22 protein-coding genes are annotated in these 24,694 nt (G+C 68.9%); 5 read left to right on the top strand and 17 right to left on the bottom strand.

The genetic code is table 11. The features are described from left to right. Nucleotides 1-165 precede the first annotated feature (165 nt). The gene (locus K2F54_RS13935) at nt 166-1,116 is read right to left on the bottom strand and encodes an alpha/beta fold hydrolase (RefSeq protein WP_220606446.1); all 951 of its coding nucleotides are present in this window, start codon (nt 1,114-1,116) and stop codon (nt 166-168) included. Nucleotides 1,117-1,170: 54 nt separating this feature from the next. Here K2F54_RS13935 and K2F54_RS13930 point away from each other — a divergent pair, with 54 nt between their 5' ends. Next, complete coding sequence (locus K2F54_RS13930) at nt 1,171-1,713, top strand: TetR/AcrR family transcriptional regulator (RefSeq protein ID WP_220606445.1); 543 nt, start codon at nt 1,171-1,173, stop codon at nt 1,711-1,713. A 121-nt stretch (nt 1,714-1,834) separates the two neighbouring features. Here K2F54_RS13930 and K2F54_RS13925 read toward each other — a convergent pair whose 3' ends face one another. The 7 genes from K2F54_RS13925 to sucC all read right to left on the bottom strand — a co-directional run bounded on the left by K2F54_RS13925 (nt 1,835) and on the right by sucC (nt 10,576). Then, nucleotides 1,835-3,055: a mechanosensitive ion channel family protein gene (locus K2F54_RS13925; RefSeq protein ID WP_220606444.1), complete on the bottom strand. Its 1,221-nt coding sequence runs from the start codon at nt 3,053-3,055 to the stop codon at nt 1,835-1,837. Between the two features lie 126 nt (nt 3,056-3,181). After that, nucleotides 3,182-4,861: a bifunctional phosphoribosylaminoimidazolecarboxamide formyltransferase/IMP cyclohydrolase gene (purH, locus tag K2F54_RS13920; protein ID WP_220606443.1), complete on the bottom strand. Its 1,680-nt coding sequence runs from the start codon at nt 4,859-4,861 to the stop codon at nt 3,182-3,184. Then, nucleotides 4,858-5,451 (bottom strand): phosphoribosylglycinamide formyltransferase, encoded by a 594-nt coding sequence (gene purN, locus K2F54_RS13915; RefSeq protein WP_220606442.1) that lies wholly within the window; start codon nt 5,449-5,451, stop codon nt 4,858-4,860. Before purN ends, purH begins: the two co-directional genes overlap by 4 nt. Before the next feature lie 9 nt (nt 5,452-5,460). Beyond that, nucleotides 5,461-6,717, bottom strand: coding sequence for a cell division protein PerM (locus K2F54_RS13910; RefSeq protein ID WP_220606441.1), 1,257 nt, complete (start codon nt 6,715-6,717; stop codon nt 5,461-5,463). A 95-nt stretch (nt 6,718-6,812) separates the two neighbouring features. Beyond that, nucleotides 6,813-8,372 carry an APC family permease gene (locus K2F54_RS13905; protein WP_220606440.1) on the bottom strand — a complete coding sequence of 520 codons (1,560 nt, stop codon included), beginning with the start codon at nt 8,370-8,372 and terminating at the stop codon, nt 6,813-6,815. A 112-nt stretch (nt 8,373-8,484) separates the two neighbouring features. Beyond that, entirely contained in the window at nt 8,485-9,372 is an 888-nt protein-coding gene (sucD, locus tag K2F54_RS13900) for a succinate--CoA ligase subunit alpha (RefSeq protein WP_220606439.1), read from the bottom strand. Between the two features lie 34 nt (nt 9,373-9,406). After that, complete coding sequence (sucC, locus tag K2F54_RS13895) at nt 9,407-10,576, bottom strand: ADP-forming succinate--CoA ligase subunit beta (protein ID WP_220606438.1); 1,170 nt, start codon at nt 10,574-10,576, stop codon at nt 9,407-9,409. 172 nt (nt 10,577-10,748) lie between these two features. Between sucC and K2F54_RS13890 the strand changes: the two genes are divergently transcribed. Beyond that, nucleotides 10,749-11,168, top strand: coding sequence for a DUF3054 domain-containing protein (locus tag K2F54_RS13890; RefSeq protein ID WP_220606437.1), 420 nt, complete (start codon nt 10,749-10,751; stop codon nt 11,166-11,168). An 11-nt stretch (nt 11,169-11,179) separates the two neighbouring features. On the opposite strand, the gene K2F54_RS13885 is transcribed toward K2F54_RS13890, so the two are convergent. The 4 genes from K2F54_RS13885 to K2F54_RS13870 form a co-directional block, all read right to left on the bottom strand. Further along, nucleotides 11,180-11,383, bottom strand: a complete 204-nt coding sequence (locus K2F54_RS13885) for a hypothetical protein (protein ID WP_220606436.1) — start codon at nt 11,381-11,383, stop codon at nt 11,180-11,182. A 142-nt stretch (nt 11,384-11,525) separates the two neighbouring features. After that, on the bottom strand, nt 11,526-12,629 hold the full coding sequence (locus tag K2F54_RS13880) for an FUSC family protein (protein WP_308287662.1): 1,104 nt from the start codon (nt 12,627-12,629) through the stop codon (nt 11,526-11,528). Next, nucleotides 12,626-15,112 carry an ATP-dependent helicase gene (locus tag K2F54_RS13875; RefSeq protein ID WP_220606435.1) on the bottom strand — a complete coding sequence of 829 codons (2,487 nt, stop codon included), beginning with the start codon at nt 15,110-15,112 and terminating at the stop codon, nt 12,626-12,628. Before K2F54_RS13875 ends, K2F54_RS13880 begins: the two co-directional genes overlap by 4 nt. Nucleotides 15,113-15,187: 75 nt before the next feature. Beyond that, nucleotides 15,188-16,237, bottom strand: a complete 1,050-nt coding sequence (locus tag K2F54_RS13870; protein ID WP_220606434.1) for a glycerophosphodiester phosphodiesterase family protein — start codon at nt 16,235-16,237, stop codon at nt 15,188-15,190. A 38-nt stretch (nt 16,238-16,275) separates the two neighbouring features. Here K2F54_RS13870 and K2F54_RS13865 point away from each other — a divergent pair, with 38 nt between their 5' ends. After that, nucleotides 16,276-16,869, top strand: coding sequence for a hypothetical protein (locus K2F54_RS13865; protein ID WP_220606433.1), 594 nt, complete (start codon nt 16,276-16,278; stop codon nt 16,867-16,869). 101 nt (nt 16,870-16,970) lie between these two features. Further along, the gene (locus K2F54_RS13860; RefSeq protein ID WP_220606432.1) at nt 16,971-17,786 is read left to right on the top strand and encodes a Bax inhibitor-1/YccA family protein; all 816 of its coding nucleotides are present in this window, start codon (nt 16,971-16,973) and stop codon (nt 17,784-17,786) included. 455 nt (nt 17,787-18,241) lie between these two features. Here the strand turns inward: K2F54_RS13860 and guaA are convergent, their stop codons facing one another. From guaA to K2F54_RS13835, 5 genes are read right to left on the bottom strand one after another with little or no spacing between them, the layout of a single operon-like run. Then, nucleotides 18,242-19,927, bottom strand: a complete 1,686-nt coding sequence (gene guaA / locus K2F54_RS13855) for a glutamine-hydrolyzing GMP synthase (RefSeq protein WP_255577111.1) — start codon at nt 19,925-19,927, stop codon at nt 18,242-18,244. After that, nucleotides 19,924-20,361, bottom strand: a complete 438-nt coding sequence (locus tag K2F54_RS13850; RefSeq protein ID WP_220606431.1) for a DUF3817 domain-containing protein — start codon at nt 20,359-20,361, stop codon at nt 19,924-19,926. Before K2F54_RS13850 ends, guaA begins: the two co-directional genes overlap by 4 nt. Before the next feature lie 9 nt (nt 20,362-20,370). Continuing rightward, nucleotides 20,371-21,204: an SURF1 family protein gene (locus tag K2F54_RS13845; RefSeq protein ID WP_220606430.1), complete on the bottom strand. Its 834-nt coding sequence runs from the start codon at nt 21,202-21,204 to the stop codon at nt 20,371-20,373. Between the two features lie 5 nt (nt 21,205-21,209). After that, on the bottom strand, nt 21,210-22,568 hold the full coding sequence (locus K2F54_RS13840; RefSeq protein WP_220606429.1) for a cation:proton antiporter: 1,359 nt from the start codon (nt 22,566-22,568) through the stop codon (nt 21,210-21,212). Nucleotides 22,569-22,571: 3 nt separating this feature from the next. Continuing rightward, on the bottom strand, nt 22,572-23,099 hold the full coding sequence (locus K2F54_RS13835; protein WP_066597514.1) for a cation:proton antiporter regulatory subunit: 528 nt from the start codon (nt 23,097-23,099) through the stop codon (nt 22,572-22,574). Between the two features lie 372 nt (nt 23,100-23,471). Between K2F54_RS13835 and K2F54_RS13830 the strand changes: the two genes are divergently transcribed. Next, entirely contained in the window at nt 23,472-24,446 is a 975-nt protein-coding gene (locus K2F54_RS13830) for a type IV toxin-antitoxin system AbiEi family antitoxin domain-containing protein (RefSeq protein WP_220606428.1), read from the top strand. Nucleotides 24,447-24,694 lie beyond the last annotated feature (248 nt).

Below are 24,694 nucleotides of genomic sequence, written 5' to 3'. Positions count from 1 at the left end.
TGAAGCCTGGGGTTATCGACATCACTCTGCCTCCTACTGATCGTGAACTGACTCACAAGCAGCCTGACGCAGAGGGAAATCGGACATTTGCGTCCGGCACACCGGACGCAATTGTCCGCATCGGGAACAGTAGGCTCGGCTGCCGAGGGCGACGCCGGGGAGGGGTCACCGGGCGGAGAGGAACTCGAGCGTGCGCCTGACCACCACATCCGGCCGCTCCTCGGCGATGTAGTAGCCGGTGCCGGGAACATGCTCCTGCGTGAGGTCGTCGGCGTAGTCCTCGTAGCCGCCGAGAATCTCCGGCTGCGTCACGGACTGGTTGGTGTTGCCGTAGAGAACGGTGCCGTAGAGCGAGAGCGTCGGTGTCGTCAGGCGGGTGCCGCGGTAGGCGCCGGCGCTGCTGCGCTTCGCCTCGGCCAGAATGAAGCTTCGGTAGAGCTCCGATCCGGCGGCCGCCCTGGCCGGATCCTTCAGCCGGGACACGAAGGCGTCGAGGTCGTCTGGCGAAAAGACCGCCGGATCGCTCGTGTCGCTCGTCATCAACCAGCGCGGCAACCGACCGCTCTGCAGCAGCCGGCGCCCGAGCCCGGGCATGGCGACGGCGAACATCGGCCAGACCCGCCAGATGTACAGGAGCGCTCGAAGGTGAAGGTCGGGGTACGGATGCGGCGCGGCCAGGACCACGAACCGTCGCACCCGGTCCGGGTGCGCCAGGCACACCCGGAAGCCGACCATGCCGCCCCAGTCGTAGCCCAGGATGTCCACCTTCTCGAGCCGCATCTCATCGAGCAGCGCCATCACATCGGCCACGAGCTGTTCGCTGGTGTAGCAGTTGGGCGGGGCGTCGGTCCAGCCGGCTCCGCGCAGGTCGGGGCAGATCACCCGGTAGTGCTCGGCCAGGCCGGGAATCACCTTCCGCCAGGCCCACCAGTGCTGCGGGAATCCGTGCAACAGCAGGAGCGGCGGGCCGTCGCCGGCCTCGGCCACGTGCATCCGTAGGCCGGGAAGATCGAGGAACCGGTGCCGGACACCGGCGAGTTCAGGGAGCCGCCCGTTGGTGTCGGGAGCGGCTGCGCTGCCATGACTGAACCTGCCCGAGGGCTTCATCGCACCCATACGCCCAGAATACTACGGACATAGTGCGCCGTCCACTATGTCTATAGTGGGAAAATGACCCCGATTCGAGTGCGCGTCCTGCAGGCCGCGATCGATCTGCTCGCCACCGGCGGGCTGCGAGCGCTCACGCACGCTCGCATCGATGAACGGGCCGGGCTGCCGAAGGGGTCGACGTCCAACTACTTCCGCACTCGTGACGCCCTGCTGATCGGGGTGGCCGACTGGATTCTGGCGCAGGAACTCACCCCGGTCCGCGCGGCATTCACCCCGCGCTCCCCGGCCGAACTGATCGACGCGATGTGCGGCCTGCTCGAGGTGACGACCCAGCAGAACCGGGACCTGACCGCGGCGAGACTGGTGCTCTTCCTGGAGGCCAGTCACAACGTCGAGCTGCGTGAGGTGCTGTCCAGAGGACGAGCCACCCTGGCGGCCGGGATCGTGACCGCGCTGGCCGAACTGGGCGCCCGGGATCCGCGGGCCGCGGCGGAGACCATCGCCGCCTGCTTCGAGGGGCTGCTGCTCCACCGCATCGCCCGGCACGACAACACCGACCCGCGGCCGATCTTCGCCACGGTGGTGGCCGGCGCCCTGGCCTGACCGCCGCGGTGCATAACTCCTGCAATTCTCATCGGCACCGAACAACGGATGCCGCAATCACGCGGAAGTGCCCATCCCGGGCAGGATTCTGCAGGAGTTATGCGCCCCCGAAGGGGCGGGGCTAGCGGGGTGCCGGGAGGGAGTCCGGGGCGTCTTCCCAGTCCTGAACGGCGATGGATTCGGTGAACTGCTGGGCCCGCTCCTTGCCGCTCTCGTCGCCGGAGAACAGGCCGACCGGCTCGATCACCTGGCGTTCGGGCTTGCGCGCGCGGCCGGACGGACGCTTCGGCGTGGCCTCGGCCTCCTGGCGCACCTCCACGCGGCTCAGCGGCAGCGCCTCGGGGTTCTCTGCGTTGACCCAGTCGATCAGGTTCTCGCGCACCAGGCAGCGCAGGTCGAAGAGGGTGGGGGCGTCTTGCGCGGTCACCAGCACCCGCACGCGCACGAAGCCGCCAACGGCATCCGTCACCTGGAGCACAACGGCTCTGCGGTCCCAGAGATCGGTGTTCTCCACGATGTGGTTGAGCTCTTCGCGCATCGCGGCGGGGTTGACTCGCCAGTCCAGGTCGAAGTCGATCTGGCCGAGCAGCTCACTGTTGTGCCGGGTCCAGTTCTGGAAGGGGGTGGTGGTGAAGTACGTCGACGGCAGCACCATGCGCCGGTCATCCCAGATGTGCACGACGATGTAGGTGAGCGTGATCTCCTCGATCTTGCCCCACTCCCCCTCGACGATCACAACGTCGTCGACGCGGAGGGCGTTGTTGAACGCCAGCTGCATGCCCGCGAAGATGTTCGCCAGGGTGGACTGGGCGGCAAGGCCCGCCACGACGCTGAGCAGGCCGGCGGAAGCGAACAGGCTCGCGCCCACCGTCGCGGCGCCCGGGATGCTCAGCAGCACGGTGCCGATCGCGCAGACGATGATGATCACCACGCCGATTCGGCGCAGCATCCGCAACTGAGTGCGCACCCGGCGGGCGACCCGGTTGTCGCGCACATCGACCCTGTAGTGGGTGGCGGCGATCGCTTCGCCGTAGTACAGCAGGGCGCAGACCAGCCAGGTCGCTGCCGCGATGAACAGGGCACGGAACGTGAAGCCCACTATCTGGTCGACCTGGTCAGACGTCTCCAGATATCCGCCCACGGCGAGCCAGAGGGCCCCGACGAGTACCACGATGCGGAACGGCACTCGCACCCGCTGCACGAGCACCCGGGCCCATTCCCGGCGCCGGCCGATCAGGCGGAAGATCAGCGCGGCGACGGCAGTGATCACCAGAGCGGCGAGAATGGCCGTCGCTATGGCAACCGGGAACGCGGGCAGGGAGATTCCCCAGAGGTCGAACATCGTGGCCTTTCGAAACAAGTCTGCAAAAACTGTAACGGCGATGTCACGTTGACCTCCCATCATTGCAGGTCCCACGGGAAACCCGCCAGCCCCTACCGACCAGGGTCGCGCCGGCCTTCAGCCGGGTCAGTGGAAGAAGTGGCGCTCACCGGTGAAGTACATCGACACTCCGGCGGCCGTCGCCGCGGCGATGACCTCCTCGTCGCGTACCGACCCGCCGGGCTGCACGACCGCGGTGACGCCGGCCTCCAGCAGCACCTCGAGGCCGTCGGCGAACGGGAAGAACGCGTCGGACGCGGCCACGGCGCCCTCGGCCCGATCCCCCGCCCGGCTGACGGCCAGGTGGCAGGAGTCGACCCGGTTGACCTGGCCCATGCCCACACCCACGGATGCGCCGGCGTGCGCGAGCAGGATCGCGTTGGACTTCACCGCGCGGCAGGCCTTCCAGGCGAACTCAAGGTCGGCGCGGGTGGCGGCATCCACCTCGGGGCCCGAGACCAGGCGCCACTCGTCGGTGTCGAGGGCGTCGAAGGTGTCGGTTTCCTGCACGAGCAGGCCGCCGGAGATCTGACGCAGCTCCAGCGACGACCGGCGGTAGTCTGACGGCAGCTCCAGCAGGCGGATGTTCTTCTTGGCGCTGAGCAGTTCGAACGCGGCCGGCTCGAAGCCGGGGGCCACCAGCACCTCGGTGAAGATCTGGCTGACCGTCTCGGCCATGCCCAGCGTCACGACGCGGTTGGCGGCGATGACCCCGCCGAAGGCGGAGACCGGGTCGCAGTCGTGCGCGCGGTGGTGGGCCGAGGCGATCGCATCCGGCGCTTTCGGGTTGGCCACGGCAATGCCGCACGGGTTGGCGTGCTTGATGATGGCCACGGCCGGTTCGGCGAAGTCGAACGCGGCGCGCACGGCGGCATCCGCGTCGACGTAGTTGTTGTACGACATTTCCTTGCCGTGCAGCTGCGTGGCCTGAGCGATGCCCTGACCGCCCTCGCCCAGGTAGAGTGCGGCGGCCTGGTGCGAGTTCTCGCCGTACCGCAGCACGGCGCTGCGGGTGGCTTCGATCGCGAGGGTCGCCGGGAACAGGGCGTCGGCCTCGTCCTCGTCGGCGCCGACGATGGCGTCGAACGCGTCGAGGATCTCCTCGCCGAGGGCCTCGGTGTCGTCTTCCCACTGGTCGTAGACGTTCTCGGTGAACCAGGCGGAGACGCTCAGGTCGTAGTTGGCGGTGTGCTCGAACGCGAGCGACGCCAGCTTCTGGCGCAGGCGCAGGGTGCTGCCGCCGGCGGCGACGGCCGTGATGATCTCCGGGTAGTTCTCCGGGTCCACCACGATGGCCACGTTGGGGTGGTTCTTGGCGGATGCGCGCACCAGCGCCGGCCCGCCGATGTCAATCTGTTCGATCACGTCGGCGGGCTCCGCACCGGACTCGACGGTTTCCACGAACGGGTACAGGTTCACCACCACCAGCTGGAACGCGGCGATGGACAGGTCGGCGAGCTGGTTCTCGTGCGCCTCGAGGCGGAGGTCGGCGAGGATGCCGGCGTGCACACTCGGGTGCAGGGTCTTCACCCGGCCGTCGAGCGATTCCGGGAACCCGGTGACGGCGGCGACATCCGTGACGTCGTGGCCGGCCGCGCGGATGGTGGCGGCGGTGGAACCGGTGGAGACCATCTCCACACCGGCGGCGGCGAGGGCGTCGGCCAGCTCGACCAGGCCGTTCTTGTCGGAGACCGAGATCAGCGCGCGCTGCACGGGAATGACATCCCGGTCGCGGTAGAGGCTCCGGGCGTTGGTGTGACCGCTCATATGGGGGAATGCTCCTTGAGATCGACGTGTCCGTTGGCGATGTCGAGCACCGCCTGCACCAGCAGGCGGCGTTCGACGAGTTTGATGCGGTCGTGCAGCGAGTCCTCGGTGTCACCGGGCAGAACCGGCACCCGTTCCTGGCTCACGATCGGTCCGTCGTCCACTCCGTTGTCGACGACGATGATGCTGGCCCCGGTCTGGCTGGCACCTGCGGCGAGCGCGTCGCGCACCCCGTGGGCACCGGGGAACTCCGGCAGGTAGGCGGGGTGGGTGTTGATCAGGTGCGGCGACAGGGCGGCAACCACCCGCGGCGGCAGCAGGCGCATGAACCCGCTGAGCACGACCAGGTCTGGCTGCCACTGCCGGATCTGCTCGAGCAGGGCGTCGCCCCAGGCGTCGCGGTCCGGGTAGGACGAGAACGGCACGGTGAAGGTGGCGATGCCGAAGTCCTCGCCGAGTTCGAGCCCGCCGGCGTCCCGGTCGGCGCCGATGGCGACCACCCTGGCGGGGAATTCGGCGTCCTCGGACGCTTCGAGAAGCGCGCGCAGGTTCGATCCTCCGCCGGAGATCAATACGACCAGTGACAGCACCATTCGAGCCTACCGTTTCGTTGAGACTTCCTCGGTGCGCGAATCCGTGCTCCGGGCCCGACGGCCACCGACGAGCATACCGAGTGCGGCGGCGATGCCCACCTCGACAACGGTGAGGGCACCGACCAGCAGGGGGGTCGGGCCGACGTCGGCGAGTCGGCCTGGACCCATCGCGCCCGCGGACCACCAGGCGAGGAGGCCGAGCAGCACACCGGAGACGACGCCGATCAGCGCGCCGGTGCTGAGCATCCGCACGGTGCCGTGCGGGGCGTTGGGCCGGGTGTCGAGGCGCTGGCGCACGAGCACCGCCACGACGAAGCCCACGAGCACGGGCACCAACAGGCCGAGGAAACCGAATTCCAGGGTGCCCTGCGGCAGCGCGCCGAACAGCGGCAGACCGGGCACGGTGTCGAGCGAGGTGCCGAGCGGGGACACGCTCGTGCCGGTGCCGAGGGCGATGCCGGGGCCGACGAACCAGCTGGCCGCCCAGATGGCCAGGTTGGGGATGAAGGCCAGTTGGCCGATGGTGAGGGCGATGCCACCCACGACGTCGGCCTGCAGGGTTTCGTACAGTCCGATCACGGTGGCGAAGTTCGCCAGCACGGCCACGGTCACGGCGAGGCCGGCCACGACCAGGATGCCGGCGGTGGCGGCGGTGCCGCCGCGCAGGGCCGCGCCGATCTGGCTGCGCAGCTCGGCCGGGATCCGGTCGATCTGGTCGGTGACGGGGCGCACCAGCCAGCCGGGCAGCAGCGGCGTCGTGCGGGGTGTGGTGGCCAGGCCGATCAGCACACCGGCCGCGAAAACGAGGGTGGGCAGCAGGATGCCCTGCACGGGCGCCGGCGTGACGGTTGTGGTGCCGGCGGAGAAGGTGAGCAGCGCGGCCAGCAGACCGTAGGCCAGAACGGCGGCTCCGGCGGCGGTGAGGCTGTAGTCGGTGCCGGCGGCGCGGCGGCCGGTGCGCACGCCGAACAGCACCGCGATCAGTGCGAAGCCGAGCAGCGCGATGGTGAGGGTGAATGGCGCTTCGGCGCCGGGCAGGCCGAGCGAGGCCGCCATCTGCACGGGCAGCAGCACGGTGAGGTCCACCCCGTTGCCGATCAGCCAGACATCCACCGCGGCGCGCCAGAACACGAACCAGTCGATGCCCAGGCCGTAGTGGGTGCCCCACAGGATGGTCAACGGCACCAGGGCGATGCCCACGCCGATGGCGACGACAATGAGCGCCTCGAGCGCGGCGAGCAGGGCTGTCGTTATACGGTTCATATCCGGTGGGAGCTTATCGTGGCCGGGCTGCGGGTTCGCAGTACCCCGCCGCACTCCGGCCGAAAACCCCGCGATCCCGCCGGGTCTGGCCGGGTCTAGATCCCGCCGTCCACCGACCGGGTCACCGGCAGGGTGTCGTCAGGCACCAGCACCGCGGTCTCGCGGTTGAGCGACTCGCCGCGGAAGAAGGGCCTGGCCCCGGCGAAGAACGACCAGACGATCATGAGCACGACGCCCACCAGGAGGGAGCCGACCCCGACGACGAACACCCCGCCGACGCCGAACAGCACCGTGTAGCCGTAGTCCGGGTCGAGCATGTCCCGCACCGAGAACCCGAACGCCGCGGTGAGCAGCAGCGCGCCGACCAGCGGGAAGACGAAACGCATCCAGGCGTTGCGCCAACTGGTGAACAGGTCGTGCCGGAAGTACCAGACGCAGGCGTAGCCGGTGATGGCGTAGTAGAACGCGATCGCGAGCCCCAATGACAGGATGGTGTCATTGAGAATGTTCTCACTGACCAGGGTCATTCCCACGTAGAACGCCACCGCGACGATGCCCATGATCAGGGTGGAGAAGGACGGGGTGTGGAAGCGCGGGTGCACCTGGGCGAACCGGCGCGGCAGGGCCTTGTAGACGGCCATGGCGAGGGTGCCGCGGGCCGTGGGCAGGATGGTGGTCTGGGTGGAGGAGACCGCCGAGATCATCACGGCGGCCACGAGCAGCCACGCCCACGGCCCGAACACGGCGTCCTTCAGCGCGAAGAAGACGTCGTCGGCGTTGCCTTCGTTGCCCAGCCCGAAGCCTGCCGTGCCCAGGCCCGCGTAGGCCATGGCCGCGACGGCGACGCCCACGTAGGTGACCAGCAGAATGATGGTGGTGAGCACAGCCGCCTGGCCGGGGATTCGCTTGGGGTCCTTGGTTTCCTCGTTCAGGGACAGGCAGGTGTCCCAGCCCCAGTAGATGAACAGGGCCAGCAGCACGCCCTCGACGAGCCCGCTGAACGAGGTGAGCGCGAACGGGTTGAACCACTCGGCCTGCGGCACGGTGGAGCCGGCCGGGGCGCTGCCGTCGAAGACCGCCCACAGCGTGAACACCGTGAACAGGATCAGCGCCAGGTACTGGAAGGCCAACAGCACGTTCTGCAACCTCTCGCCGATCTCGATGCCGCGGTAGCTCACCCACACCATCAGGGTGATGAACACCACCCCGGTGAGCGTCACCACGAGGGCGTTCTCGGCCAGGTCCGGCGCCACCAGCAGCCAGAAGTAGATGCCGCCGATCTGCGCCAGGTTGCCCAGCACGACGATGCCGGCCACGGCGACACCCCAGCCGCCCATCCAGCCCACCCACGGTCCGAACGCCTTGGTCGCCCAGGTGAACGTGGTGCCGCAGTCGGGGATGTCCCGGTTGAGTTCCCGGTAGGCGAACGCCACCAGCAGCATCGGGATGAACGCGATCACGAACACCACCGGCGCCTGCGCGCCCACGGCGAGCACCACGAAACCCAGCGTCGCCGCCAGGGAGTACACCGGTGCGGTGGAGGCCAGGCCGATGACGGTGGAGCCGAACAGGCCCAGCGTGCCGGCGGCCAGACCCTTGCCTGCGGCCGGGGCCGGTTCGGGCCGCACCGGAACCGTGGCGTCGTTGCGGGACATGGCCCTCCCATCGAAGACGGCGGCACCCGCCGTGTGCGGGCATCGTACTCGCGCCCCCGCGCACGAGAAAGGGCCCGCCGTGTGGCGGGCCCTTCGTCGTGTGTGCGTCTGGTTACAGCGCGGCGAGAACCTCGCGCAGCAGGGTCGCGGTCTCGCTCGGCGTCTTGCCGACCTTGACCCCGGCGGCCTCGAGGGCCTCCTTCTTGCCCTGTGCGGTTCCGGCTCCGTCGGAGACGATGGCGCCGGCGTGGCCCATGGTCTTGCCCTCCGGTGCGGTGAAGCCGGCCACGTAGCCCACGACGGGCTTGGTGACGTGCTCCTGGATGTACGCGGCGGCCTTCTCCTCGGCGTCGCCGCCGATCTCACCGATCATGACGATCGCCTTGGTTTCCGGGTCGGCCTCGAATGCGGCGAGCGCGTCGATGTGGGTGGTGCCGATGATGGGGTCGCCGCCGATGCCGATGGCGGTGGAGAAGCCCAGGTCGCGCAGTTCGTACATCATCTGGTAGGTCAGGGTGCCCGACTTGGAGACCAGGCCGACCGGGCCCTTGCCGGTGATGTTCGCCGGCGTGATGCCCACGAGTGCCTCACCTGGCGTGATGATGCCGGGGCAGTTCGGCCCGATGATGCGGGTCTTGTTGCCCTTCTCCTGGGCGTAGGCCCAGAACTCGGCGGAGTCCTGCACGGGCACGCCCTCGGTGATGATGACGAGCAGGCCGATTTCGGCGTCGATCGCTTCGATGACGGCGTCCTTGGTGAACGCCGGCGGCACGAACGCGATGGAGACATCCGCGCCGGTGGCCGCCATGGCCTCTGCCACGGTGCCGAAGACGGGCAGTTCGACGTCGCCGTGCGTGACGGTGGTGCCGGCCTTGCGGGCGTTGACGCCGCCGACGATCTGGGTCCCGGCCTTGAGCATCAGGGCGGTGTGCTTGGTGCCCTCGCCGCCGGTGATGCCCTGAACGATGACCTTGGAGTCCTTGTTGAGGAAGATTGACATGTTTTTCCTTTAGTCCTTGAGCTCGAGGCGCCGGTCAGCGGGCGGCGTGGGCGAGTTCGGCGGCCTTGGCGGCGCCCTCGTCCATGGTGGCGGCGAGGGTGACCAGCGGGTGGTTGGCCTCGTTGAGGATACGGCGGCCCTCGTCGACGTTGTTGCCGTCGAGACGCACGACCAGGGGCTTGTTCGCGGCGTCGCCGAGGGTGGCGAGCGCGCCGACGATGCCGTGCGCCACGGCGTCGCAGGCGGTGATGCCGCCGAAGACGTTGACGAACACGCTCTTGACCTGCGGGTCACCGAGAATCACGTCGAGGCCGGCGGCCATGACGGCAGCGGATGCTCCGCCGCCGATGTCGAGGAAGTTGGCCGGCTTGACGCCGCCGTGGTTCTCACCGGCGTAGGCGACCACGTCGAGGGTTGACATGACCAGGCCGGCGCCGTTGCCGATGATGCCGACCTCGCCGTCGAGCTTGACGTAGTTGAGGTCGTTCTGCTTGGCCTTGGCCTCGAGCGGGTCGGCCGCGGCCTTGTCCTCGAGGTCGGCGTGGCCGGGGTGGCGGAAGCCGGCGTTCTCATCGATGGTGACCTTGCCGTCGAGGGCGATGATGTCGCCCTCTTCGGTGAGCACCAGCGGGTTGACCTCCACGAGGGTGGCGTCCTCACCGGCGAACACGTTGTAGAGCTGCACGAAGACGGGGGCGACCTTGTCGACGAGCTCGGCCGGAAACTTCGCCTGGATGGCGATCTCCGTGGCCTTGGCCAGGTCGATGCCGGCGGTCGGGTCGATCGCGACGTAGGCGAGCGCGCCAGGCTTCTCCACCGCGAGGACCTCGATCTCCACGCCGCCCTCGTAGCTGGCGAGGGAGAGGTAGGAGCGGTTGGACCGGTCCAGCAGCACCGAGAAGTAGAACTCCTGCTTGATGCGGGCTCCCCCGGCGACCATCACCCGGTGCACGGTGTGCCCCTTGATGTCGAGGCCCAGGATGGCGCGCCCCGCGGCTTCGGCCTCATCCGGGGTCTTGGCGACCTTCACGCCGCCGGCCTTACCGCGGCCACCGACCTTCACCTGCGCCTTGACGACGACGACGCCGCCCAGCTTCTCGGCTGCGGCGCGCACCTCCTCGGGCGTGTCTGCGATGATGCCCGGCAGAACCGGCACACCGTACTGTTCAAAAAGGTCTCTGGCCTGGTATTCGTAAAGATCCACGCTGCTCTTCCAATCCGCGTCATAGCGTTCCGTGCATGGGGTGTGGGTGGTCGTGCTCCCCGGCGCGAAAACTAGCTCGACGTCGAGAGATACTGACCATCTCAAACTCTACCTTCTCAGATCCGCGCCCACGGCGCGGCCCGAGCGTCGGGCAGCCCGGTATTCTGGGCCCATGCCGTATCGGAACGCCAGCCTCGCCCTCATCTCGCTCGCGGCCGGGCTGGACGCGGCGGCGCTCCTGGTCTTCGTGATGATCGGCCGCAGCAGTCACGGCGGTGAGGGCCTGTGGGGAGTGCTCGGCACCTGGTGGCCATTCCTGGCCGGTCTGGTGGTGGCCTGGCTGTTCCTGCGCGCCTGGCGGACCCCGCTGCAGATCGTCTGGACCGGGCTGGGTGTGTGGCTGATCACCGTGGTCGTGGCCCTGCTCTTGAGGGTCGTCTCCGATCAGGGTGTGCAGACCAGTTTTGTGATCGTGACGTTCGTCTCGGTCGGCGTGCTGCTGCTGGGCTGGCGGGCGATCGCACTGCTCGTGCGGCGTCTGCGCGGTCGCACGGCGAGCGCCGCGGACTCCGCGCGCCCATCACCGAAGTAGCGGGACCCCCGCTACCGGTCGAGATCGAGGTCGTCGTCGTCCAACTCGTCGCCGTCCAGGTCCACGGCACGGTTGTCGGCGTCGTCGCCCCACTCGTCGACCACGTCGTCATCATCCTCGGTGTCGTCGTCGGGTATCTCCAGGTCATCCACCGACCGGTTGTCGTCGAGCGCCTCGGGGTCGTGCGGCCACAGGCCGCCTGCATCGCTGGTCATGATCGAGCCTCCTGCTGGGTTGCCACCGATGAACGGATGGTTGACGGTCACGGGGCCGCACGGCGGCACGTCGCGCCCAATGGCAGACACCGTACCTGCGTCCTCCCCCGACGACAAGGCACCCGCGCGAGCTGCCGTGCGGTCAGCGGCGGGCGGCGGCCCTGACCAGGCCGGCGCGGCTGAGCAGCACGATGACCAGGGCCACGGCTCCGCCGAGCGCGGTCTCCACCACCCGATCGACCAGCAGCGCCGACACCGGCATCGGGCTGCCCAGGTGCGCCACGGTCAGGGCCAGCGGGGTGATGAACAGCAGCGCGGCGCCGTAGTGCTTGCCGATCAGGATCTCGGCGCCGAACTGGCCGACGGCGATGACCAGGATCAACACCCACACCGGCGGGCCGGGCAGCAGCACCAGGGCGGTGAGCATCACGCCGAGGGTGGTGCCGATGATGCGGTGGAACGCCCGCGAGGTGGTGTGCCGCGCTCCGGGCGGCGGCAGCACCGCCACGACGCTCACCACGGCCCAGTACGGATGCCCGATGCCCGCGAGCATCGCCAGCCCGCCGGCCACGAGGGCGCCGAGCACCATCTGACCGATCGAGAACCACACCCGCCCGTCGCGGTACGCGGTCGGGTGCAGGAGTGGCTGCCGGGGCAGGTCCTTGAACCGCGTGCCCCTGCGCCCGGGCGTTGCCCGGCGCAGCACCGCCCCCGACATGGTCACGAGCCAGGCGAATACGGCGCCGGCCAGGCCGACGAGCAGCCGCGGCAGCACCTGTTCGGGGTCGGTGGGCACCTGGGAGCAGACCGTGAAGGCGAACACGAAGAACAGCGGGGTCGCCGGGAACAGCCCCCACGTGTTGACCAGCAGCACCCCGGAGACCAGCACCGCCACGAGGCCGACCGTGAGCAGCCAGAGCGGCGCCTGGACGGCGGCGAGCACGAGGCCGAAGGCGATGCTGCCCAGCATCCCCACGGCGGCCACGCTCACCGAACGTGCCCGCAGCCGGTACGGTTCGCTGCGGCCGAACAGCGCCGTCATGCCGCCGAAGGAGGCGTACACCGTCCAGTCGATGCGGCCGGCCAGCACCAGCACAATCAGGGGAACGACCATTGCCACGGTGGCCCGGGTCGCTACCTCCAGGTCGAGGGCGCGCAACGATGACGCCCACTGCCGGAGGGTCTCTGGCCGGGAGCGGGCGTCAGCGGAATCGGCGGCGGAGTCGTCTGGGGGCGGCGCCGTCACTCGATTTTCTCGATCGGGGCGACCTTGATCAGGAGTTTCTTCGCCCCGCTGGTGTCGAACTGCACGTGCGCGATGCGCTTGGTGCCCTCACCTGTGACCTGGTTGACCCGGCCGTCACCGAAGTCGACGTGACGGATGCGGTCGCCCGCGTTGAGGGTGAGGTCACCGTTGTCGCGCACCTGCGCGGTGATCCGGTTGGCCCACTCCGTCTTGGGCTTGGGCGCCGGCGGCAGCTGACCGGGTGTGCCGCTGCGCGAGCCGAAGCCTCCGCCGCCGTATCCGCCGCCGCCGTCTCGGCGCGCGTTGAGCGCTCGCGGTTGGGTGCCGCCGCGGGAGTTGGCCATGCCGGGCGACTGCTTCCAGTCGATCAGGGCCGCCGGGATCTCCTGCAGGTACCGGCTGGGCATGGCCACGTTCACCTCGCCGAACTGGGCGCGGGTCATCGCCAGCGACAGGTACAGCCGCTGCCTGGCCCGGGTGATGCCCACGTAGAACAGCCGGCGTTCCTCGGCCGGTCCGCCGGGTTCGCCCGCCGACATCTGGTGCGGCAGCAGGCCTTCCTCCACCCCGGTGAGGAACACGGCCTCGTACTCCAGGCCCTTGGCGGTGTGCAGGGTCATCAGCGAGACCGTGCCGGAGGCGTCGTCGAGGTCGTCCGCGGCGGCGACCAACGACACCTGGGTGAGGAAGTCGACCAGGCCGGCGTCGGGGTTCTCCCGGTTGAAGTCCTTGGTCTGCGCGACGAGCTCCTCGATGTTCTCCGCCCGCACCTCGTCCTGCGCGTCCCGGCTGGCCCGCAGCACGCTGAGCAGCCCGCTGCCGTCGAGCAGGTAGGTGAGCAGGTCGCTGACGTTGGCGGGCCCGGCCGGGTTCTCCGGGTCCATCATCAGCGCGGCGGAGTCGAGCAGGTTCGCCAGTTTCAGGATGGCGCCGGTCACCTTGGGCCCAAGCCCCAGCCCACCGGAGTCGCGCATGGCTTGGCGGAAGGTGATGCCGTTGGTCTCGGCGAAACTGGCCAGCTGGGTTTCGGTGGCCGGGCCGATGCCGCGCTTGGGGGTGTTCAGGATACGGCGGAGCGCCAACTCGTCTTGCGGGTTGGCGACGGCGATGAGGTACGCCAGCGCATCCTTGATCTCGGCGCGTTCGTAGAACTTGGTGCCGCCGACGACCCGGTACGGCACCGCGGCGCGCACCAGGATCTCCTCCAGCGCTCGGGTCTGCGCGTTGGTGCGGTAGAACACGGCCATGTCGCGGTAGGCCATGCCGGCTGCGTGCAGCACCTCGATCTCGTCGGCGACGAACTGGGCCTCGTCGTGGCCGTTGTATGCGGTGTAGCCGATGATCTTCTCGCCGTCGCCGCCGGCGCTCCAGAGCTTCTTCTCGCGGCGGTCGAAGTTGTTGCCGATCACCGCGTTCGCGGCCGAGAGGATGTTCTGGGTGGAGCGGTAGTTCTGCTCGAGCAGGATCACCTTGGTGCCGGGGAAGTCCCGTTCGAACTCGGTGATGTTGCGGCTGGAGGCGCCGCGGAAGGCGTAGATGGACTGGTCGGAGTCGCCGACCACGGTGAGGGAGGCGCCGGGGATCTGCCCCTGCGCGTCCTGCAGGTTCTTCACGTGCAGGCCCTGATCCTCCATGTCGTCGGCGAGGTCGGGCTCGACGGGACGGGTGAGCTCGCGCACGAGCGCGTACTGGGCGTGGTTGGTGTCCTGGTATTCGTCGACCAGGATGTGCCGGAACCGGCGCCGGTACAGCGCCGCGACCTTGGGGAACGCGCGGAGCAGGAAGACGGTCTCGCCGATCAGGTCGTCGAAGTCCAGCGCGCTGGCCTCACGGAGCCGTCGGGTGTACTGGCGGAAGATCTCGACGAACATGACCTCCTGCGGGTCGCTCATGTTCGCGTTGCGGGCGTAGGAGTCGACATCCGCCAACTCGTTCTTGAGCTTGGAGATCTTGGCGCTGACATTACTGGGGGTGAAGCCGAGGGTGTCGGCATCCAGCTGCTTGATGATGCGCTTGATGGTGACCTTGGAATCGGCCGAGTCGTAGATGCTGAAGTTCGTCGACAGGCCGGCGCTCTCGGCCTCGCGGCGCAGGATGCGCACGCAGGAGGAGTGGAAGGTGCTGATCCACATGCCGTCCGAGGCCTGGCCGAGCAGCCCGCGCACCCGCTCGCGCATTTCGGCGGCGGCCTTGTTGGTGAAGGTGATGGCGAGGATCTGACTGGGCCAGGCCTCGCGGCTCTCGATCAGGCTGGCGACGCGGCGGGTGAGCACGCTGGTCTTGCCCGAGCCGGCACCGGCCACGATCAGCAGGGCGGGGCCGCGGTACTGCACCGCCTCCAACTGCTGCGGGTTGAGGCCGTCGAGCAGGGGGCTCCGGTACGAGTCATCTCCGCCGGGCGCGCCGGGGTGGCCGTCGAGGATGATCGGGGTCGCCGACGACCTGGAGGCGGGGGTATTGGGCAGGTCTGAGGACAATGTCATGGCCGGTCAATTCTAGGCGCAGCCGCCGACAGCGCGCCGGGAGCAACCGGCCCGGCCGGGTGCGCTGCCGCCGGGTCAGACCGCCGTGAACGGATGCGGCACCGGCTGCGGCAGCCGCGTCGTCATGCCGTCGCGCACGAACACGGCCAGGTCGGGCTGGTCGGCGAAGACCCCGTCGATGCCGGAGTCCATGATCGTGCAGAACTCGGCCTGCCAGTTGCCGAAGTCGGCCTTGCGGGTGCCGACCCGGAAGGTGGGCGCCAGGAACCGGTTCTCCGGCCGCAGCGTCCAGGTGAAGATCTCCAGTCCGGCCGCGTGTGCGTGGTCGACCAGGTCGGAGGCCCTGTCGGTGACGCCGTCGGCGTCGGTGCGGAGGATGAGCGATTTGGGCACGCTGATGCCGTCGAACTGGCGGCCCAGCTTGTACAGGGCCAGTTCGGTGAGGAAGTCGGCGTACGAGCTGGCGTCCTCTCCGAACCTGGCGACGAGGTCGGCGGGGGCGCCGGTGGCCTCGAGCAGGAACACCCGGCGGCCGAAGATCCCGCGTGCGCGCACCTGGTCGAGCACGGTGGGTTCGAAGCTCTCGATGGTGAGCCGGCCGTCGCCGGCGTTCCAACCGGCCTCGTTGACCTCGGTGGCGAACAGGTCGTCCAGGGGCAGCCCGATCGACTCGAAGTATGCGGCGTGCTTGAGCTCGGCCACCACCCCGAGCTCACGATCCAGCGGCGCCTCGATCCGGTCCACGAGCCGGAAGACGTCGCGCAGCCGCAGGATCGGGAAGAGGCCGTCGAAGCTGGCGCTCATGCTGCGCAGCAGGGGCAGACGCTCCCTGGACCGCAGGGTGGCGAGCTCGGCCCAGGTGAAGTCCTCGGTGAACCAGCCGGTCAGGGCGATGCCGTCGATGACCTTCTCGGTTCGACGGTCGGCGAACTCGGCGCGGGTGGCCACATCCGTCGTGCCGGAGATCTCGTTCTCGTGCCGCACGACGAGCACGCCGTCCTTGGTGGCGACGATGTCGGGCTCGATGGCGTCGGCGCCGAGGGTGAAGGCCAGGCTGTAGGCGGCGTCGGTGTGCTCCGGCCGGTACCCGCTGGCGCCACGGTGGCCGATCACGAGGGGTTTCATGACCCAAGGTTAGCCGCGGCCTGCCAGAATCACTGGTTATGACCGATTGGTGCGAACCCACCCCGCGTGTGGGCTGGGGGAACCCCCGGTGGCGGTACGGGGTTGGCCTGGTTCTGATCGTGCTCGGCGCGACCGCGACGACGCTGACCAGCACGTACAGCCTGTGGTTCCTCTGGTTGGGCCCGCTGGTGCAGCTGCTGGGCTGGCTGGTGCTGCCGGGGGCGCTGTGGCGCCGGCTGCTGGTGGCGCTGCCCTGCCTGCTGGCCGCGCTGGTGCTCCTGGCCGGGCCCGACTTCGTCGGCGCGTTCGCGGTGCTGCTGGCCGGATGGCTGTTCGCCCGGCACCGACCGGCGCTGAGCTTTGTGGTTGTGCTGCCGGTGATCGTGATGAGCTTCGTGCTCAAGGCCGCCCTCAACGAGTACGGTCAGAACTGGGTGGGGTTGCTCATCGGTGCGCTAGTGACGGTGCTCTGCGCGTGGATCGGCCGGGCGTTGGCGGTGCGGCGGTGGCGCCGGCTGGCGGCCAAACGGGCCGCAGCGGATGGTGGTGCGACGCACCCGCCAGGGCGGGCGACGGCACCGGAGACCGTGGGCGCGGCATCCGCCCCTGGGCACCCGACGGACCCTGAGTAGACTCTCAGCAAACTCCGGATTGATCCAGTAGATTTGTTGCACTGACTGGCGCACCCACCACGGGCGCACCCCTCCCCCAGCTGATTGTTAGGCAGGAAACCATGGCAACCTCCAACCCCGCATTTCGAAACGCCGCGTTCGGCGCTCCCGGCGCCGTTGCAACGTCCAAGGTGCTCTCCGACAACGATCTGAACGCGCTGTACAACGCCCCGTCCGCCGGGTCGCAGGACACCGACCGGATGACGTACGAAGACACCATCCGCAAGTCGGTGCTCGCCTTCGGCGTGATGCTGGCGGCCGCGGCTGCCTCGTGGGTCATCACCCCGTACGTGCCGTTCGTCTTCATCCTCGGCGCCATCGTCGGTCTGGTCCTCGGCCTCGTCAACGCCTTCAAGAAGGAGCCGTCGGCGCCGCTGATCCTCGCTTACGCCGGCTTCCAGGGGCTGTTCGTCGGTGGTATCTCGCGGGTCTTCGAACAGTCGGCGCCCGGCGTCGTGTCCCAGGCGGTCATCGCGACCCTCGTGGTGGTGGGTGTGACCCTGGCGCTGTTCCGCAGCGGCAAGATCCGTGCCTCCAAGAAGGCCACCAAGGTCTTCCTGATCGCGATGATCGGGTACGCGGTCTTCTCCCTCGTCAACATCGGCATGATGATGTTCGGTGCGGTCGACGGCGGGTTCGGCATGCGCAGCGCCTCGATCGGCATCCTGGGCTTCGACATCAAGCTGGGCCTGGTCATCGGTGTGCTGGCCGTGCTCATGGCCGCGTACTCGCTGGTGCTCGACTTCGACTTCATCCAGAAGGGCGTGAACAACCGCGCCCCGCGCAAGTACGGCTGGACCGGCGCGTTCGGCATCATGGTCACCGTCGTGTGGCTCTACGTGGAGCTGCTGCGCATCTTCATGATCGCCCGCGAGTAGTTTTCCCGGCGCTCGCGCCACCCGCACCACCACCCGAGAGGGCCGGCCCACCAGAGCCGGCCCTCTCGTCGCCTGTGCCCCGCCCCTCCCGTTCCCGCGTGCCGGGGCTGCCCCTCTCGCGGCTCAGCAGAGCTGCGCGGGCACCGCGCCGCTTCGCGGGTGGCACGCAGCCCGCGAACCGGCGCCTGACCCGCGAATCGCGACAGCACCCGCCCGGGCACGCACAGACGGCCATCACCTGCGACCTCGTTGGTGCGGGCTGGGCTCACACCCCGCGCAACGCCACTCCTCGAGCTGCGCCGGCACCGCGCCGTTTCGCGGGTGGCACGCAGCCCGCGAAACGGCGCCTGACCCGCGCACCGGCCGCACCGGCCGCACCGGCCAGCGTTAACGACGGAAGCACCCTCACGCGACGCGAGGGTGCTTCCGGCACAAGTACTGGGGAGGCTGAACGCCTACTCCCATTCGATGGTCCCCGGTGGCTTCGACGTGACGTCGAGCACCACGCGGTTCACGCCGTCGACCTCGTTCGTGATGCGGTTGGAGATCTTCGCGAGCAGGTCGTACGGCAGGCGGGTCCAGTCGGCGGTCATGGCGTCCTCAGAGGACACCGGGCGCAGCACGATCGGGTGACCGTAGGTGCGGCCGTCGCCCTGCACGCCCACCGAGCGCACGTCGGCGAGCAACACCACGGGGCACTGCCAGATCTCCCGGTCCAGGCCGGCGGCGGTCAGTTCGGCGCGCACGATCGCATCCGCCTGACGCAGCAGGTCGAGACGCTCCTGGGTGACCTCACCGACGATGCGGATGCCCAGGCCGGGTCCGGGGAACGGCTGGCGTTGCACGATCTCGGCGGGCAGGCCCAGCTCGGCGCCGATGGCCCGCACCTCGTCCTTGAACAACGCGCGCAACGGCTCGACGAGCTCGAACTGCAGGTCCTCCGGCAGGCCGCCCACGTTGTGGTGGCTCTTGATGTTGGCGGTGCCGCTGCCGCCGCCGGACTCGACGACGTCGGGGTACAGGGTGCCCTGCACGAGGAAGCGGATCGGGTCGCCATCGATCTCGGCGGCCTCCTTGATCAGCTCGGCCTGGGCCTGCTCGAAGGTGCGGATGAACTCGCGGCCGATGATCTTGCGCTTGGTCTCCGGGTCGCTGACGCCGGCGAGGGCGGTGATGAACTGCTCACGCACATCCACCGTGACCAGGCGGATGCCGGTGGCCTTGACGTAGTCCTCTTCCACCTGGCGGCGCTCGTCTTCGCGCAGCAGGCCGTGGTCGACGAACACGCAGACGAGCTGGTCGCCGATGGCCTTGTGCACCAGGGCGGCCGCGACGGCGGAGTCGACGCCGCCGGAGAGTCCGCAGATGACCTTGCCCGTGCCGACCTGGGCGCGGATCTTGGCGACCTGCTCGGCGATGACGTTGCCGCTGTTCCATTCCGCTGCGATGCCGGCGGCGCGGTGCAGGAAGTTCTCCAGCTGGTGCTGGCCGTGCGCGGAGTGCTTGACCTCTGGGTGCCACTGCACCCCGTAGAGCCGGCGCTCGTCGTTGGCGAACGCGGCGACAGGGGTGGAGGCGGTGGACGCCAACACGGTGAAACCGTCGGGCGCCTTGGAGACCGAGTCGCCGTGGCTCATCCACACGGTCTGCTCGGCCGGCTGGTCGGCCAGCAGCGCGTTGACGCTGTCGGAGACCACCACGGGGGTGGAGCCGTACTCGCGCTGGCCGTTGTGCGAGACCTCGCCGCCGAGGGCGGTGGCCATCACCTGGAAGCCGTAGCAGATGCCCAGCACCGGAATGCCGAGGTCGAAGATCGCCGGGTCGAAGGTGGGGGCGCCCTCGGCGTAGACGCTGGACGGCCCGCCGGAGAGCACGATGCCGATCGGGTTCTTCTCGGCGACCTCGGCCGCGGTGATCGAGTGCGCGACGATCTCCGAATAGACGGATGCCTCGCGCACACGGCGGGCGATCAGCTGCGCGTACTGCGCACCGAAGTCGACCACGAGCACGGGGCGGCTGATGCCGGAACCGGCATCCGCGGGGTTCTCGGTGCCCTCTTCGGCGCCGAGCGTGTTCTCCAGGCCTTCGGCGCCCTCGGCGCCGTCGGCGCCCACGACGTCCATCGGGTTCACGGTGCTCATGCGCGCACCCCGCTTTCGACCTGGGCAACGGGGTGCTCGGCGAGGAACGCCTTCACCTTCTGGCCCACCTTCACCTCGAGCAGGAAGGACGAGAACGGGATGATGCCACCGAGGGCGATCACCAGGAAGGACAGGAAGGGCCAGCGCATGATGCTCCAGAGGCGGAAGTCGGCGAACAGATACAGGACGTACAGCCAGCCGTGCACGATCAGCAACCCGGTGCTCAGGTTGACGGCCGTGACGGTTCCCTCCGGCACGAGGGCCAGGAAGCCGTTCGGCCCGCCGCCCTCGAGTTCGGTGCCGAAGAAGTACTTGGCGACCACTTCAGCGCAGAGCAGCAGCAGCATGACGCCGGTGATGATCGACGAGACCTGGTACAGCCGTAGCGCACCGGGGATCTTAGGCAGGTCGGCGGGCTTGGGTTGAAGTGGCATGGGCTAATTCTACGGGGCCGTGGCGTGCGGCCGGTCGGTGCCGACGCCGGCACCGGCCGCATCGTCGGTGGGGTCGGTGGATGCGCCGTCCGCGGTGTCCGCGGCGATCGCGGCTTCCTCGGTCTCCCGCTCCCAGGCATCCCGCACCAGGCGGTACCAGAGGAACACGGCGAAGCCGGCGAAGACCACCCACTCGAGGGCGTAGAAGATGTTCAGCCAGTTCAGCGGCACCTCCACCACCGGCTCCGGGGAGTCGATGACCGCGAGGCCGTCGGGGGCGGCAGCGTCGATGATGTAGCCCTGGTAGACCGACTGGTCGGACCAGTTCTCCCAGAGGTTGATCAGCGCGGCGGTGGACACTGCGGTCATGGTGTGCGGGTCGGCATCTTCGTCGGGCAGGGCCGGGGCGTCGGAGGAGAGGAACCGGCCGGTCAGCGGCTGTTCGGTGCTCGGTTCCGCGGCCAGGCGGTCGGCGGCGGCGGCGGCCTCGTCTGCGTCGGCGGCCCACCCGCGGGCGACCGCGATGCTGGCGCCCTCGACGGTGACGAAGTGGCTGACCACCCAGTAGCCGGTCTCCCCGCCGTTCTGCCGCTCGGCGATGAGCTGCTCGTCACCGGGCACGAACGACCCGGCCGTCTCGACCATCTGGCCCTCGGCGATCTGCTCGGGCGGGCCATCCGGAGCCAGCGTGTCGGTCAACGGCTGCACCACCTCGGTGCTGCGCTCCACGACCTCGCCGGTGGAGATGGCACGGGCCAACTGCCACTGGCCGAGCGCTGCGAAGCCGGCGGCGATGGCCAGGGCGAGCAGCAGCGCGGCGATCCAGCGGGGTTGCAGCATCATGCGGATCACGAGTAGTCACCGGCCTTGTCGTCCTGCGCGGCCGAATCGGCCTTCTTCTTCTGTGTCGGGTACGTGTCGGAAATGAAGTCCACCATCGGGTCGCCGGTTTTCTGGTCGGAGGTAGCCGCCTCCACGAGCGCGATCTCCTCGGCGCGCATGGCGTCGCGCTCCGGGGTGCGGGTGGGCGGATGCGCCGCCTTCGAGCGTCGGCCGATCGCGGCGCCGATCGTCTCGGAGTTGGCGGTGAAGAGCGGGCCGAGGATGGCCATGGTGAGCACGTACAGGCCCGCGAACGGTTGCAGCCGCGGGTCGAGGCCGGCGCTCACCGAGAGGGTCGCCAGGATGAGGGTGAACTCGCCGCGGTTGACGAAGATCGCCGCGGTGTTGAGGCCTTCCCGCAGACCCATCTGGTGCATCCGGGCCAGCAGCATGCCAGAGCCCAGGCTGAGCACGAAGGTCATCACGATGGCGACGCCGACCAGGCCGATCACCGAGCCGAACTCGGCCACGTTGAGGGCCAGGCCGAAGTTGAGGAAGAAGAACGCGCCGAACACGTCGCGGAGGGGCACGGCGACCCGCTCGATGCGGCCGCGGTAGGTGCTCGCGCCGAGCACCACACCGATGAGGAACGCGCCGATCGCGTCGGTGACACCGATGATCTCGCCGATGCCCGCGAAGAGCACGGCCAGGCCGAAGAACAGGATGGTGAAGAGTTCGTCGTCCTTGGTGCGCATCAGCCGCGACACGTACCGGCCGCCCCACCTGGCGATGGAGAACATCACCACGAGGAACAGGAATGCGATGCCCAGTTGCAGCACGATCGGCCAGATCTCGGTCTTGCCGCTGAGCACGACGGAGACGATGGCGAGGTAGACGGCGATGAAGATGTCACCCACCACGGTCACACCGAGGATCATCGGCGTTTCCTTGTTGGCCAGCCGGCGCAGTTCGATCAGCAGCTTGGTGATGATCGCGCTCGAGGATGTGCCGGTCATGCCCGCGATGACCAGGGCTTCCCTGGCGCCCCAGCCGGTCATCAGGCCGAAGGCGAAACCAGCGCCCATGTTGATCAGGATCCAGGAGCCGCCGGAGATCAGGAGCTTTCCGGCGTCGCCGAAGAACGCCTCCTGGTCGAACTCGAGGCCCAGGCTGAACAGGAGCAGGATCAGCCCGAAGACCGCGATCAGTTCGATGTCGGCGGATTGGAAGTCGAGGGGGAACCAGCCGGTGTACGGGCTGGCCAGCAGGCCGACGATCATGTAGATCGGGATCGACGGCAGGCCGATCAGCTTGCCCAACCGGCCGAGGACGTAGGCCACCACGAGCAGGATGCCCAGGGTGAGGAGGTCTTCACCGAGGTGCATCGGCTAACCTCCTGGCGGCGAGTCGACGGGCTTGGCCTTGATCTCACCGGTGCGGAAGAACGCGAACGCCTTCGCCACCTTCTCGGGAGAACCGGCCACCACGAGGGTGTCGCCGGGGAAGACCTTGAAGTCGGCCGCGGGGGCGGGGTTGGCGGATTCGCCGCGTACGACGGCCACGACGGTGAGCCCGGCGATGCCGCGCTCGGCCGGGTTGCCGAGCGGTTGCCCGGCGATGTGGTCCTCGTAGTCCACGGTGAACCAGTCGATGCTGAGGCCGGGAATCTGGTCGAGCGCGGTGAGCGACTCGGTGATCTGGGTGCCGCCGAGCAGTTCGGCGAGGGTGTGCGCCTCGTCTTCGCTCAGGCGCAGCGAGACCTTGCTGGCGTCGGGGCCGCCTTCGTCGTCGGCGAAGGTGATCAGGTCGCTATGACCGGAGCGGTGCGCGATGACACCGACCTTGCCGCCGTCGTCGGTGATGAAGGTGTGCAGCACACCCACACCGGGGAGCTTGACCCGTCGAACGTCAACCATGGTGCGACTCCTGAAGGCTTGTGGGCGGTGTAGTCATTCTACCGGAGGGTCGCGGCCGGTTCGCCGGGAGCGGACCCGGGCGGATGCGCGGGCCGCGGCGGTGAGCATCCGCTCGCCGCGTGCCCCGCGTTCGGTTGTTCGTGCCTGAGGTTCGATGCACCCCGTGTGGCTCGATGATCCCGCTTTAGGGGGCTCATCCAGCCAGAGCAGGAGCATCCACCCGTCCTGATCGCCCACAAGGGGTTCATCCATCCAGAGTGGGCTGGCGGGCTGATCCAGAGCGTGGCAGTCCACAGGGGGCGAGCGTTCGCGAAAGTGCACAGATGCGCCTCGCCTGGCCTCAGAGCCCTCTCGCTCTGCGAGCCTCTCGGCATGGACACCATTTCATCGGCCACCGTGCAGGTCCTCGCAGCGCTGTCCGTGCACAGCGGACTCATCCTGGCCAGCGACGCGGCGCGGGTCGGCCTCCAGCACGAACTCCGCAGGGAGTTCGACCGTCGCACGGTCGTTCGCCTGCGGCGCGGTGTGTATGTGCTCGCCGCTGAGTGGGAAGCCCTCGGCGCGGATGAGCGCTACATCCGACGCATCCACGCCCACGCCGCAGTGGCGGAGGAGCCTGCGGTGTACTCACACGTGTCGGCGGCCGCGCTCTGGGGCCTCCCCATCGTCGGCGCGTGGCCCACCGAGATTCATGTCACCGTCACGAATGCGGCCGGGGGACGGGCTCGCCACGGAGTGGTGCGCCATACGCAGGAACACGACCTCGACCTCATTGTGCACGAGGGGCTCCGTGTGACCTCCGTCGCCGCCACGGCGGTGACGCTGGCCAGAGTGCTCCGGTTCGGCCAAGCGGTAGCGGTGATGGACAAGGCCATCCACGAACCACGCGACGGCCAGGCCTTGACCACCAGGGCGGAACTCGAACAAGCCCTCGCTCAGCTCGGGCGGGTTCACGGGCGAACGGCGGCGCGGCGGGTCTTGGAGTTCGCGTCTCCGCTGTCCGGGTCGGCCGGCGAGTCAATCAGCCGTGCCGGCATCTTCATGCTCGGTTTCCTCCTGCCCGAGTTGCAAGTGCCGCACTGGGATCGCGACGGCTTGATCGGCTTCACCGACTTCTTCTGGCGCTCTGTCGGCAAGGCGGGCGAATTCGACGGGCTCGGCAAGTATCTGCGGGAAGAGTTCACAGGCGGGCGGTCCACTGCCGACATCGTCATTGCCGAGAAGATCCGCGAAGACCGGCTTCGCGCCCTGGGATTCGATGTCTTCCGTTGGGGCTGGCCGGTCGCGACTTCCCTTCCGGCTCTCGGGGACCTCCTCACCAGAAAAGGGATTCCCCGCGCTCGCTAGACGCAACGGCGCGCCGCCGCCTTGCCCCGGGTCGCTGCTCGCGTCCTGAACGGGTCGCCGCACCCCAGGTGGCTGGATGACCCCGCTATAGGAGGGTCATCCAGCCACAGGGGGCTCATCCCCGACGAAGCCCGGGCTGCGCGACGACGCCGCCTACCTGCGGACTAGTTCATGCGCGCTCATGACCGCCTCCGCCCCGGGCGGGAAGCGCCTCGTGCACCAGTCGATGCACCCTGAGTGGCTGGATG

It is taken from the genome of Cryobacterium inferilacus (genome assembly GCF_019599185.1).
Lineage (GTDB): Bacteria > Actinomycetota > Actinomycetes > Actinomycetales > Microbacteriaceae > Cryobacterium > Cryobacterium inferilacus.
Note: the sequence above shows the minus strand (reverse complement) of the source record. Positions and strands in the feature narration are given on the sequence as shown.